Source organism: Nocardia sp. NPDC050408, assembly GCF_044458905.1.
Lineage (GTDB): Bacteria > Actinomycetota > Actinomycetes > Mycobacteriales > Mycobacteriaceae > Nocardia.
This window is the reverse complement of the sequence record NZ_JBITIL010000003.1, coordinates 653267-665871: the sequence shown is the minus strand read 5'-3', so window position 1 is coordinate 665871 and position 12605 is coordinate 653267. Positions and strand designations below refer to the sequence as shown.

Sequence of the window (12605 nt, the reverse complement as noted above, 5' to 3'; positions counted from 1 at the left end):
ATGAATATGAAGTCAGCACTGATTCCGGTCGACGAAGTGGCGGCCGCGGTCGACGGCTTCCTCGCCGCCTCCCCGGCCGCGCGGGCCTGGGATGTGGAGACCGCCTTCGACTGGTCGCTCGCGGATGCGGATCGGCTCACCGAGGGGCAGCGCTCGGCAGTGCAGTTCGTCACCCTCATCGAGGACCATCTGCCCGGCTATTTCGATGTATACCACCGGCATTTCCCGGTAGACGACACCGTGGATCGGGCCACCTTCATCCACAACCGCGAGCTCTACCACTTCACCGCGCGATGGGCGCTGGAGGAGGACACCCACGCACGCGCCCTCACTCGATACCAGGAAGCGTCCGGACTCGCCGAACGCCATTCTCTCCGTGAAGAATTGGCGATCGAAGGACAGAAGCCGTTCGATCTGACCTACGACCATCCGGTGCAGTTCTTCGCCTATGCGCTGGTGCAGGAGAAGGCGACGCAGATGTACTACCAGCACCTGCGCGATGTGGTCGACGAACCTGTTCTCGCGGCGGTACTGGCACGGTTATCCCGTGACGAGGCAAGGCATTTCAGCTTCATGGCCGATGTGGTAGGGCGCTATCTGCGGGTGCAGGGCGATGCGACGGTAGAACCGATCCGCGATGTCATCGCCAATTTCCGCATGCCACTGGCCGATACCATGCGCGGCTACTGGCGGTGGGCACTGAAGATCGCCGATGTGGCCTCCTACGACCACACCGAGGCCTATGAGCATCTGGTGAAGGTGATCGACCGGACGGTAGATGCCAGATCCGACCGGCTCGACGAATTGGTTCGCTTCATCGGCGAGTGCAACGCGCTGGCCTGATAAATGGCCCTGCCTCCACAGACGCGGAGGCAGGGCTACTTGCTCACTGCTCCTGATTCAGCACCAGAATCGTGGTCGAACCATGTGCGATCAACTTGCCGTTCGCATCCACGATCCGCCCCTCCGCCGTCGCGGTGCGACGCCCGAGGTGAATCGCATTGGCTTCACACGTGAGTCGCGATCCGTCCAATGTCACCGACCGAATGAAATTCACCTTCAGCTCCAACGTCGTATAGGCCACGCCGTCACCGAGTTTCGTGAAGACCGCACTGCCCATCGCGGTATCCATCAGCGTCGCGATCACCCCGCCGTGCACGGTGAACATGGCATTGATGGTGGCCGGATTGGGATCCAGGTAGTACCGCGTGTACCCGTCCCCCGCGGTCTCCAGCCGAATCCCCAGCGATGCGCCGACCCCCAGATTCTCCTGCAGCCCCCGCTCGAATACGGTCGTCAATTCCTCGACGCGGTTGGCGACGGTATGAGTATCAATGCTGGTCATGGACTCTTCCTCCCTGGCGAACAATGCCACCCATTCGACCAGCGCCCGGTGAACTTCACCTGGCCACCACCCACTGCATACCGAGCTTCGATCGGCTGATCGAAATCAGAGGTCGGCGACAGCGTGTACCAATTCGGCGATCTGCTCGAAGTCCTCGTCCACGAACGGGCCGGGGCGGCCGAGTACGACGTGCTGTATGCCGACCTCGGCGAAGCGGGCGAATGAATCCGCCTGTTCGCTAACCGATTTATCTGGATACCAGTACGCGACCATGGTCTTTTCGATGTCCGCATATGGACGGCCGACGGCTCGGCAATGTCCCCGCAGGACTTCGAGTTTGGCTGCGACGGTGTCGACGGATCCGCCGAAGAGGTTGCAGGCGTCGGCGTATTGGGCAACCAGGCGCAGTGTCTTTCGCTCGCCTTGACCGCCGATCATGATCGGCGGGTGCGGGCGGGTCAGTGCATTGGGTACGTTGAGCGGGCGTTCGAGGGTGTAATGCTCTCCGTGGAAAGGCTCTTCGGAGCCCGTCCACATCTGCTTCGCGATTCGCAGCGTCTCCTCGAGTCGCTCGTATCGCTCAGAGGTCGGCGGGAAGAACAGGCCCAGACCCGCGGCTTCATCGCCATTCCATGCCGCGCCGATGCCGAGCCAGGCGCGGCCACCGGAGAGCACGTCGAGGGTCGTGACGCTCTTGATCAGTAGCCCCGGGTCCCGGTAGCTGACGGCGGTGACCAAAGCACCGAACCGGACTCGCTCGGTCCGCGCAGCGATATATCCCAGCGCGGCATAGGCCTCGAGCATGTCGTGTTCCGCCGGGCCGTTCGAACCGATCTGGAATAGGTGATCCATGACGAATACCGAGTCGAGCCCGGACTGATCGGCGGCGCGCGAAATCCGGTCGACCCGCGGACCGATCGCGTCCGGCGAATCCGGCCAGGTGAAGTCGGCGAGGGAAATACTCAGTCGCATGAACCGAGCCTGACACGCCCGGCGCGTGCCGGGGAGGCATCGTCGGTCCTAGGACAACAATGGCGGGGAAGGCGGGAACGTGATCGGGAGTGCGGTGAGTGCGCGGTGGAACGGTCCCGGCCGCCAGGTCAGCTGTTCGTGCGGCACCGCTAGGCGGATCTCGGGCAACGCGTCGAGTAGTTGGTCGATGGCGTCCTGCGCGATCAGGTAGGCCATCGAATTCGCGGGGCACACGTGTGGTCCGGCGCCCCAGGACAGATGGGAGCGATTGCCCGCGTACTGATTCGCGACGATCGCCGGGTCGGTATTGCAGGCGGCGATGCTGATGACGACCGGCTGATGGGCGGGTAGCCAGACATCGTCGACGAGGATCGGCTGGCGCGGAAAGCTGAAGCAGAAATTCGCCATCGGCGGATCGTTGAACAACACCTCGTCGAGCGCGTCCCTGGTGGACAACGTTCCGCCGAGCACACTGCCGCCAAACCGCTCGTCGGTGAGGATCAGCAGGAGGGTGTTGATGATCAGATTCTGTTGCGGCTCAATACCCGCGCCGTACAGCGTGCCGAGCTGATGCACCATTTCGATATCGCTGAGTGCCGCCGGGTGCCGCAGCATCCGCGTGGTGATGTCGTCGCGGGGCTCGGCACGCTTGAGCTGGGTCAACTCCAGCATTGCCCCAGCCAGTAACTGATTGCCGTGCTCGGCATCGATGCCCTCGAAGATCGCGGCCATACCGGTGGCGGCCTGCTGTGCGATATCGGCCGGACAGCCGAGCATGGCGTTGAGCACCGCGAAGGCGAGCGGAAACGCGTACTGGCGCACCAGATCCGCCGACCCGTCGGCGCAGAACGAATTGATCAGCGGAATAGCGAGTTTCGCCACCGTCTCGTGCAGTCGGTACTGATCGACCTTCTCCAGGCCCGCGACATTGGCCTGCCGATACCTGGCATGTGCTTCACCAGCATTGCGCAAGGCATTCGGTCGCCACTGCATCATCGGCAGCACCGGGCATTCGGCGGCCACACTCCGCTGCCAGGTGCGCGGATCGGCCGGAAAATGATCCGGGTCGTTGAGGATCTGCAGTGCGGAGTAGTAGCTGACCACCAGTGTGGCGGGCACCCCCGGCGCCAGATCCACCGGCACCAGCGCCCCATACCGCTCCCGCATCTCCCGATACGCCCGATGCGGATCCGTCGCGAACTCCGGCGTATACAACGCCACCCGCGGCCCATCGGTATCGATCGGCGAAGTGAACGGTGCACGGCCGTGCGCCGAAGACGGCATCGTCATCGAGAAACTCCAGGCATTCGAACAGACAAACTCCGTGAGCCTATGCACTCACCCCGCCCCACCGCACCCCGAACGCAAATAAATGGCCGTGCGCCGGTGGTGGCATCACCCGAGAGACCGCCTACACCGACGCATGATGGTCATCGGTCCAAATCAGCCCTGGTTCGCATGGCGGCGACGATGGTGTGGCCCAAGGGGGTGAGGGATGCGGCGGCCTCCAACTGGGTAATACCTTCGACGGTGAGCGTGTGGGCCTCGACGTAACGACGCTCGGCGGCCTCGGCGGCGGCTCCGGTCGCGATGGTGCGCTGGACGCGCCGGAAGTCGGTGATGGCGAGGTGAGCATAGGTGCTGTGCAGAAGGCCTTCGATCGGGCGTGGATGCGAAAAGCACGGTGGGTGGTAGCGCGGGTCGATATCGGCGCGGTCGTACAGTTCGAAGGCATCCATCATCGCGCCGAGCTTCACGTGCTGGAATTCGTGTACCAGCAGTTCGGCGAGTGATTGCGGATCCAGGTGTCGGGCCGCGATACCTACCGCACCGAATGCCAGCCTGGCCGAGGCGCTTCGGTCGGTCGGGCCATCCGGTTGCAGCGGCAATATCGTGCACAGACCCACGCGCAAGCCGGGCATATAGGCAGGCAGATGCGCTTCGAGGAATTCGACAGCGCCCCCGAATGCCTGCTGCCAGAGCTCGGCCTCCGCATCGCTCAACCGCCCGGTCGGGTGAATTTCGCTGCCGAGATAGGGCAGCGCCCGATAGGGATCTGTGTCTTCCAATGTCACGGTCAGCTCGCCGTAGGTCAGTTTGCGCACCGCCTCGGCCAACGCGAGCTCCCGACCGGTATCGATCCACACCCGCTCGGAGGCCCGCAACGCACCGAACATCGGCAATGGCGCCATACCGTCGCGCACCGGCACCGGAAGTCGCAGATCCGCACCTGCCAGCAGCGCGGCGCTGGCCGCAATCGACTCCAGGTGATAGACATCCGCGGCGACGAACTCCCCGCGACTGATGTTTTCGAGCAGTGCCGACGCCCACACCCGGGTGTAGGGGTGTGCGAGCACCGCCGCCACCGCATCCGGTGCCGATGCGTCCAAACCCACCAACACATCCCACGCGGCGGCGAAGCGCGGATCGTCGTGCGGGCCGAACCCGCCTACCGCCGCCAACAATTCACGTTGCACCGACGCTTGGGCCTGCACCAGCCAATTGACCGTTGCTGTATCACCGAAACCCGCTGCCAGCTGCGCGAATTGATTCTCCGACAGACTATGCGCCTCAATCGCGGTCACGGCTGACCTTCATGCGCTCATCGAATGCGGCGCGGTGCGCTCGGGCGGCACGCACGGCAGTAGTTTCCGCGGCTGAATCCACCGATTCGGCGAGCCATCGCTGCACCGTCGCACTCATGCCCGCGACGAACCGCTCCCCCAGCGGGGTCAGTGATCCGGAATCCTGAAGTTGGCGAATGGCTTCCGCGGTCATCATGCGCCACCGCACGAATTCCCGCTCCGACTCCTGGCGCTGCGTTCCCTCGGCTTGTGCACGATGCACCCGCCAGAAGTCGGTCACGCCGATATGCGCGTAGGTGCCCTGCAACAGCCCCTCGATCGGACGCGGATCCGGCCGCCACGGTGCGTAATACCGCAGCGCCGTATCGGAGCGGTCGAACAATTCGAACATGTCGAGGATGGCGCCCATCTTCACGTGCTGGAATTCGTGGATCAGCGGCAGTGCCGCCGATACCAGCGCCCGTCGCAACCCGATGCCCACAGCGCCGAAAGCCAGTCGCATGGAAGCACTTCGGTCGTATTTCTCATCCGGCTCCATCGGCATGACCGCGCGTAAGCCGACGCGCAGGCCTGGCGCGTATATGGGCAGATGTGTGTCGATGAAGTCGATGCCCTCGGCGAAGGCGAGCTGCCACCGGTGCGCCTCGGCATCGCTGAGCCGATCGGCGGCATAGCTGTGGCCGACGCGGTAAGGGTCGGTGTCCTCCAGCGGGACGGTCAGGTCGGTGGCCGTCAGCCTACGCAATGGGTGTAGCAGATCCAGTTCCTCGACCGAGCCGGTGTCTATCCAAACCTGTTCGTCGACACCAGCTTTCAGTGCACCGAAGGTCGGAAGTGGTGCGAGGCCATCGCGCACGGGCACCGGCAGCCGCAAGTCCCTACCCGCGTGCAGCGCCGCACTCGCGGCGACCGCTTGCAGGTGATAGACATCCTCGGCCGCCGTCTCGCCCTTGCTCACCCCCTCCAGCAGGGCGATGGCCCACACCCGGGTGTACGGATGGGCGAGCACCGCGGCCACCGCTTCGGGAGCCGAAGCGTCCAGCGAGACGAGCACATCCCATGCGGCCGTGAATCTTTCGTCATCCTGTGGACCGAATCGGCCCACCGCGGCCAACAATTCGCGTTGCAGCGAAGATTGCGCCTGCGCCAGCCAGCGCACCGTGGCCGCGTCACCGAAACCGGCTGCCAGTTGGTCGAATTCGTCATCGGACAAGCTGTGCGCCGCGGCAACGGCGTCATGTGCGGAGGTTTGCGCGCCGCCTCTACCCGCTGCGGCTTCGGACTCGGCCACGTGATCGATCATCTCCTTCAGATCGGCGCAATAGACGGACGGGTTGTCGAAGCCCGTGCCCGGGCGGTATCTATGCGGATAGAAGCCACCACCGCAGACCTGAACCACGTCACAGGACCGGCACGTGGCGCTGACGCCATCGATGCCGTCGCGACGCACGGTGATTCCCGGGAGCACGGCGGCCTCGTCGAGGCTGTTGTCCCATACGTTCAGTCCGGTCGCCGCGGCGCCTTCGAAGGCGGTTTTGAGCGAATCGACCTGCTCGAGTGTGCCATCGGTTTCGATCACCAGCAGATCCACCGGATCCAGTCCGATGGCCTCAGCGGTACTCGGACGGCCGTACATGGCCGCCACCACCGATTCGAAGGTGCGCAACGGCACTGGTCGCCCGTCGGCATTCCATGCGTCGAACATAGCGATGAGCCATTGCGCGTACTCGCCACCACCCCGCGTCGGATTCTCCGGGTCACGTGGTATCCGCAAGCCAGGCGGCTGATGCTCCCAATTCGAGTGCGGCAGTAGGAGATCCATGCGTGGCGGCTCCTGCTCCAGCAGCCCGCGATAAACGGCGATCGGATCGTTGGCGATATCCACCGTGCACAGCAGACCGGAATACAGCGGGCGGTACTGCGGCTTACGCAACAGCTCGAGGCTCGCGATCACCTGGTCATAACTGCTGCGTCCGTTGCGGTACAGCCGATGCCGGTCGTTGGCGGTGCGATCGCCGTCCAGCGAAACACCAACCCGCACATGGTATTCGGTGAACAGGTCGAGGTATGCCTCGCTGAGCAGGACCGCGTTGGTATGGATATGCAGATTCAGGCGGGCCACCGGAGCGATGGCCGCGTGCAGCTCAGCCAGGAATTGCCTGGTCCGGTCCACACCGAGCAACAGCGGTTCGCCGCCGTGCAGCACGATGGCGACCTCGGGCAGCCCATGGGCCGCCGCATGTTCGGCGATGCGGAACGCAATCCTGGTGGCCGCCTCCGGGGCGAGCCCCATCGGGCGGCCACGCCAGGATTGGTCGACGTGCTCATACATATAGCAGTGATCGCACGCCAAATCGCACCGGCTGTGCACCTTGATCACAAACTGACGAAAGGGAAGCGGTTTACGGTTCACGGGCCAGCCGGTATCGACGGTGAATACCTGATCAGATCAGATCAGAGCGGAGCTGAACGAAATACCGGTGGTCGAGGAGTTGGCCAGATTCGCCAGCAGGTCCGTCAGGCTCTGCCCCGAAAGCTGCCCGAGCGGAGTGCCCCGCAAATCGGACACAGCGGACACCACGGTGCGGTTGGTTGACTTCATCAGTAATTCTCCTAACGAGCGAAATCGTTTGTCGCTCATGTCAAATGATACGAAATAGCGGTTACCGCCCTTCCCAGTTCTGAGAGTCCAGTCAGGCGTTGGTGGCGTCGCCCGAGATAGCAACTCGACCAGTGCGTGCCGGTCCAGGCGCGGCCGTACCGACCGATGTTCACCCGCCTTCAGCGGAACGGGCGAACCGAAGGGTGACGAGTTGGAAAGGCCGCAGCCGCAAGCGAACTCCAGCGCCCTCGGGCACAGCGGCGGCGTCCGTTCGCAGCGGGCGTTCGAGTAGATCGCAGGTGTGGAACCCAGCGACACCGAAACCTGCGGTGACCAGCGCCGAGGCCCGGCCACCGTGAGCCTCGTAGACGCGGAGCACGACATCGCCACTGCCGTCGTCGGCGAGTTTGACGGCGCTGGTCACCACCGCGTCATTGTCGATAATGAACAGTGGCTCAACCGATTCGGCGACACCGGGGCGCGAGGTCGCGAGGTTGATGCGATAGCCCGCACGCACCGCATCCGCGATCGAAGCGCCCGGGAGCAGTGCGTGCCGGAAGTGGTGCGTACCCTGGTCGGTCTCCGGATCCGGAAATCGCGGTGCCCGCAGCAGTGAAAACCGGAATGTTGTCGTCGTTGCACCATCGGCGCGAACGGTTCGAGTGACGTCGTGGCCGTAGGTGGAGTCGTTGACGAGCGCCACACCCCAGCCGGGCTCGGCTAAATGAACGAAGCGGTGATTGCAGGCCTCGAACTTCGCGTACTCCCAACTGGTGTTGGTGTGGGTGGGCCGGAAGATATGCCCGAACTGGGTCTCGGACGCATATCGGTCGGCGTGAATGTCCAGGGGGAAGGCGAGTTTGAGGATTTTCTCGGTCTCGTACCAGTCGACGGTGGTGTCGATATCCAGTCCGAGCGCGCCCGCCCGCAGTGTCAGGGACTGCTCGACCTTGGAAGACCCGAATGAGCGGCCGACCCGCACCACCGCCGCGCCCTTCGAATCCGTTTCTACTGCAACGAATTCCGCTTCGGTAAGGTCGGTGACCCGGTTTCGGTAGAAGAGATCGACATCCCAAGCGTCCCAAGAATTCGGGAAATCCGGGTGCAGCTGCAACAGATTCGCGGCCGAACCCGGTGGCAACGTCTCGCGCTGATGGTCGAGGTCGAATACCGATATGACGAGGCCGCGCGCGTCCACCTCGATCCGCACCAGGCCGTTGTCGAGGACGAACCCGCCACCCGCACGCTCGACCACCGAGCACGGGTCACCCGCATCCATCGCAGCCGCCGCACCGGCCGGAACCGATCGCCAGGTGTGCGGCGTCGGGTTGAACACATTCGGCCCCGCCCGCTCACCGCCGAGCACCCATTGCGACCGCTCGATAATTCCCGTCAATTCTTCGGCCACCGCCGCATACGTCCGCTCCGCCTCACGGTGCACCCATGCGATCGAAGAGCCGGGCAAAATATCGTGAAACTGGTTCAGCAGCACCGCCTTCCAGATCCGGTCCAATGCCGCGTACGGGTACTCGAGGTTCTTGCGCACCGCCGCGGTGGCGGCCCACAGCTCGGCTTCCCGCAGCAGGTGCTCACTGCGCCGGTTTCCCTGCTTGGTCTTCGCCTGACTGGTCAACGTGCCGCGGTGCAACTCGAGATACAGCTCCCCCACCCATACCGGCGGGTTCTCGTATTCGGCCTCGGCCTTGACGAAGAAGCCGGATGGGGAGTCCCACAGCACTTTCGGCGAACCCTCGAGGTCGGCCATCCTGGCGGCCTTGGCGATCATCTCCCGTGTCGTACCGCCACCGCCGTCACCCCAGCCGGTCGGGGCGAGTGACATCGACGCGCGGCCTTTTTCTTTGAAATTCCGTGCGGCATGGGCGATCTCACGCCCGTGCATCGAGCAATTGTAGGTATCGACCGGCGGGAAGTGGGTGAAGATCCGGGTGCCGTCGATCCCCTCCCAAAGAAAGGTATGGTGCGGAAACTGATTGATCTGGCTCCACGAAATCTTTTGTGTCAGTAGCCATTTCGAACCGGCCGCCTTGATGATCTGCGGTAGCCCGGCGGCGAACCCGAAGGTGTCGGGCAGCCAAGCCTCTTCGTTCTCGACACCGAATTCCGCCAGAAAGAACCGCTTACCATGCACGAACTGCCGCGCCATCGCCTCCGAGCCCGGCATATTCGTATCCGCCTCGACCCACATCCCGCCGGTGGGTACGAACCGCCCCTCCGATACCGCCTGTTCGACCCGCTCGTAGACCTCGGGACGGTGCCGCTTGATGAAGTCGTACTGCGCGGCTTGAGACATCGCATAGATGAACTCGGGCTCGTCGGCCAGCAACGCGGTCATATTCGCGGTCGTACGCGCGACCTTGCGCACCGTCTCGCGCAGCGGCCACAGCCACGCTGTATCGATATGGGCGTGCCCGACCGCGGAAATCGTATGCGCGGACGGTACCGCGGGCTTCGCCAGCACATCGACCAGGCATTCACGCGCCGCCGTGGCGGTGGCGTTCACGTCCCGCAGATCGACGGTATCGAGTGCGTGCTCGATCGCACGCACGATGTCATAGCGGCGAGCAGGCTCCTCGGGCAGCTCGTGCATCAGCTCGCCGAGGACCTCCAAGTCCTGTACCAGCTGCCATACCTCGTCGTCGAAAACCGCGAGATCCATTCGGCCCAGCCGGTATTGCGGCTCGTCATCAGCTGTGGACTTGTCACCGAGAGCCATCGGCGCAAAGAAGGGGATGATCGGATTCGAAGCCGCCTCGACATGCAACAACACCTGCTCGCCACCGACCGCCGGGGACGCCACCCGCACCCACTGGTTGCGCGGATGCAGCCCCTTCACCGGCGATCCGTCCGACCGATAGACCAGACCCTCGCATTGAAAGCCCGTCATATTCCGGTCGAAACCCAGATCGATAATCGCCTCGACGGTTTTGCCCGCCCACTCGGTAGGAACCGTGGCTTCGACCGTCAACCAGCTGGTCCCCCAGGGTGCGCCCCACCTGGCACCGGATTCGATAGGCGTCCGGGGCGCGGCCAAGCCCTCGGCAACCGGCACCGGCTCATCCGGCGCGACCCAGATCGACGCCCGCAGCGGCACCGATTCCGGATATATCGCCGGAACGATCCGCTCTGTAAGAACCCGCCCGAGGCGGCTTTCGATCAACCGACGGTCATCGTGCACAGCGCTGGCTCCCATCGGACCGGAGGAGTGATCACCAACCGCCCTATTCTCCGACACCACAGTAAATTCCGGGCGATAACCACCAGCCACCCTTCCACTGTTTGACGTGCCGTTACTTAACGGCTCAATAGATTCGGTTCATCGGATCAGGCGGAACCGGCTCCGGCGACGCCGACGGACATGCAGCTCTGCGCGGCTCCACCCGAGATGAGGAAGACTCGAACCCATGGCCACCATCCGCACCGAAATCGTCATCGATGCTTCCCCACAACACATCTGGGATGTGGTACGCGATGTCGGCGCCGTGCACACACGCCTGCTCCCAGGCCGAGTCGCCGACACCCGCATCCAGGGCGTGGAACGCTTCCTCACCTTTCCCGACGGCCACGTCATCCGGGAACTGATCATCTCCATCGACGACCGAACCCGCCGCCTGGCCTACTCCGTCATGGAAGGCGCCAGACCATCCCTGGACTACCACCACGCATCCTTCGAGGTCCACAGCGAGGGTGAGCGCGGCCGCCTGATCTGGACAACCGACATCCTGCCCGACACCATCGCCTCCGATATCCGAATCCGCACCGAATACGGCATCAAGGAAATGAAACAGGCGATAGAAGCATCAGTACTGGACGGCATCGCTCGGACATGATCGACGTCCTCGGCGTCGGCGGCCGAGCCGAGCATCTCGTAGGCGACGGTGAACAGCAGCTTGCGGTGCGCGACGAACGCCTCGGTGGCGGGGTCCAGGCGCTCGACTTCGCCTGCGTCACTCGTTGCTCTCGACTGTGCCATACACACAGGACGCCGGTCCCGCCCGCTTTGTGACACCACTATCGGTGATGCACGTCACGTAGCCGCGGGTGTTACAGGACCGCGGCCGCGAGCGTCTTGTGTTCGTCCAGTTACCAAAAAACAGGAGGCCGACATGCAGGTCGTCGTTGTGGGCAGCGGTTACTCGGGCACGCCGGTGGCGAACCGGGTGGCCAGGAAGGTCAAGGATGCCGAGAGGCCGCAGGTGGCGCTGACACTGCGCGAAGACTTCGTGAACTCCGCCGACTTCCAACCGCGTGAGCTGCACATTGCGGCAGTACACGGGCTGATCGACGAGCTGTTGGCGTGGGCGCGGGCGCTGGCCCCGCTGCGCACGGCTCTGGTGTCGTAAGGACCAATCTTCATGCGTATCACAGTCTTCGGAGCAAATGGTCCCACCGGCCGCCTGCTGACCGGCCAGGCGCTCGCCGCCGGACATGAGGTCGTCGCGGTCACCCGGCAGCCGGATTCGTTTCCGCTGCATCATGATCGGCTCGAGATAGTTGGTGCCGATGTGCTCGATCCGGGTGCCGTCGACGCCGTTGTCGCGGGCCGGGATGCGGTGCTGTCAACGCTCGGGGTGCCCGCCGGTAAGGAACCTATCAGCACCTATTCGCGTGGTGTGGCCCATATCGTCGCCGCGATGGAACGGCATCGAGTGCGTCGGCTCACCGTCGTCAGCTCGAGCGGGGTCGATCCGCAGCCGTACTCCGACGGCGGGTTCCTGTTCAACCGCGTCCTACTGCCATATGTGACGCGGGTGGTGGGTAAGACCCTGTACGACGACATGCGGCGAATGGAATCCCTGATCCAGGCCACCGATCTGGACTGGACGATCGTGCGCCCGAGCGGGCTCTACCATCTGCCGTCGGTCACCGACTACACCGTCGTCGAGGGCCACGCCGACGGCAGGTTCACCGCCCGCGCAGACCTGGCCGCGAGCATGCTCGCCCTGCTGGACGACGACCGCTACATCCGCACCACCATCGGCGTCATCACCACCGCCGACAACCCGACCCTGCTCGAGTGGATCCGCGGCGAAGCGCTCGCCAAGAGTTGAGCCGACCAGGGTTCGGCGTCGCCACCGTCTGC

The 12605-nt window shown here is 64.0% G+C and carries 11 protein-coding genes; 4 read left to right on the top strand and 7 right to left on the bottom strand.

The window, feature by feature from the left end; genetic code table 11:
- Entirely contained in the window at nucleotides 1–843 is an 843-nt protein-coding gene (locus tag ACIBJI_RS12870; RefSeq protein WP_397084135.1) for an acyl-ACP desaturase, read from the top strand.
- Nucleotides 844–886: 43 nt separating this feature from the next.
- Here ACIBJI_RS12870 and ACIBJI_RS12865 read toward each other — a convergent pair whose 3' ends face one another.
- The 7 genes from ACIBJI_RS12865 to ACIBJI_RS12835 all read right to left on the bottom strand — a co-directional run bounded on the left by ACIBJI_RS12865 (nucleotide 887) and on the right by ACIBJI_RS12835 (nucleotide 10700).
- Nucleotides 887–1345: a PaaI family thioesterase gene (locus ACIBJI_RS12865; RefSeq protein ID WP_364339470.1), complete on the bottom strand. Its 459-nt coding sequence runs from the start codon at nucleotides 1343–1345 to the stop codon at nucleotides 887–889.
- Nucleotides 1346–1450: 105 nt separating this feature from the next.
- Nucleotides 1451–2317, bottom strand: a complete 867-nt coding sequence (locus ACIBJI_RS12860; RefSeq protein WP_364339467.1) for an LLM class F420-dependent oxidoreductase — start codon at nucleotides 2315–2317, stop codon at nucleotides 1451–1453.
- Between the two features lie 48 nt (nucleotides 2318–2365).
- Nucleotides 2366–3607 (bottom strand): cytochrome P450, encoded by a 1242-nt coding sequence (locus ACIBJI_RS12855; protein WP_397084132.1) that lies wholly within the window; start codon nucleotides 3605–3607, stop codon nucleotides 2366–2368.
- A gap of 140 nt (nucleotides 3608–3747) precedes the next feature.
- The gene (locus ACIBJI_RS12850; RefSeq protein WP_397084129.1) at nucleotides 3748–4902 is read right to left on the bottom strand and encodes an aKG-HExxH-type peptide beta-hydroxylase; all 1155 of its coding nucleotides are present in this window, start codon (nucleotides 4900–4902) and stop codon (nucleotides 3748–3750) included.
- Nucleotides 4889–7282 carry an FxsB family cyclophane-forming radical SAM/SPASM peptide maturase gene (locus tag ACIBJI_RS12845; protein WP_397084127.1) on the bottom strand — a complete coding sequence of 798 codons (2394 nt, stop codon included), beginning with the start codon at nucleotides 7280–7282 and terminating at the stop codon, nucleotides 4889–4891. The genes ACIBJI_RS12850 and ACIBJI_RS12845 overlap by 14 nt, the downstream gene beginning before the upstream one ends.
- 69 nt (nucleotides 7283–7351) lie before the next feature.
- Nucleotides 7352–7504 (bottom strand): hypothetical protein, encoded by a 153-nt coding sequence (locus tag ACIBJI_RS12840; protein WP_364339458.1) that lies wholly within the window; start codon nucleotides 7502–7504, stop codon nucleotides 7352–7354.
- Nucleotides 7505–7673: 169 nt separating this feature from the next.
- Entirely contained in the window at nucleotides 7674–10700 is a 3027-nt protein-coding gene (locus tag ACIBJI_RS12835; protein WP_397084125.1) for an alpha-mannosidase, read from the bottom strand.
- A 226-nt stretch (nucleotides 10701–10926) separates the two neighbouring features.
- Here ACIBJI_RS12835 and ACIBJI_RS12830 point away from each other — a divergent pair, with 226 nt between their 5' ends.
- From ACIBJI_RS12830 to ACIBJI_RS12820, 3 genes are all read left to right on the top strand, one after another.
- Nucleotides 10927–11352, top strand: a complete 426-nt coding sequence (locus ACIBJI_RS12830) for an SRPBCC family protein (RefSeq protein ID WP_364339454.1) — start codon at nucleotides 10927–10929, stop codon at nucleotides 11350–11352.
- Between the two features lie 276 nt (nucleotides 11353–11628).
- A complete protein-coding gene (locus tag ACIBJI_RS12825) occupies nucleotides 11629–11865 on the top strand; it encodes a hypothetical protein (protein WP_364339452.1) in 237 nt (78 codons plus the stop codon).
- Between the two features lie 12 nt (nucleotides 11866–11877).
- A complete protein-coding gene (locus ACIBJI_RS12820) occupies nucleotides 11878–12573 on the top strand; it encodes an NAD(P)H-binding protein (protein WP_364339450.1) in 696 nt (231 codons plus the stop codon).
- Nucleotides 12574–12605 lie beyond the last annotated feature (32 nt).

What these genes read in the sequence shown, in the direction of transcription:
- ACIBJI_RS12870 (WP_397084135.1), top strand. Translation starts at nt 1, where the DNA reads ATGAATATGAAGTCAGCACTGATTCCGGTCGACGAAGTGGCGGCCGCG.
- ACIBJI_RS12865 (WP_364339470.1), bottom strand. Translation starts at nt 1,345, where the DNA reads ATGACCAGCATTGATACTCATACCGTCGCCAACCGCGTCGAGGAATTG.
- ACIBJI_RS12860 (WP_364339467.1), bottom strand. Translation starts at nt 2,317, where the DNA reads ATGCGACTGAGTATTTCCCTCGCCGACTTCACCTGGCCGGATTCGCCG.
- ACIBJI_RS12855 (WP_397084132.1), bottom strand. Translation starts at nt 3,607, where the DNA reads ATGACGATGCCGTCTTCGGCGCACGGCCGTGCACCGTTCACTTCGCCG.
- ACIBJI_RS12840 (WP_364339458.1), bottom strand. Translation starts at nt 7,504, where the DNA reads ATGAAGTCAACCAACCGCACCGTGGTGTCCGCTGTGTCCGATTTGCGG.
- ACIBJI_RS12830 (WP_364339454.1), top strand. Translation starts at nt 10,927, where the DNA reads ATGGCCACCATCCGCACCGAAATCGTCATCGATGCTTCCCCACAACAC.
- ACIBJI_RS12825 (WP_364339452.1), top strand. Translation starts at nt 11,629, where the DNA reads ATGCAGGTCGTCGTTGTGGGCAGCGGTTACTCGGGCACGCCGGTGGCG.
- ACIBJI_RS12820 (WP_364339450.1), top strand. Translation starts at nt 11,878, where the DNA reads ATGCGTATCACAGTCTTCGGAGCAAATGGTCCCACCGGCCGCCTGCTG.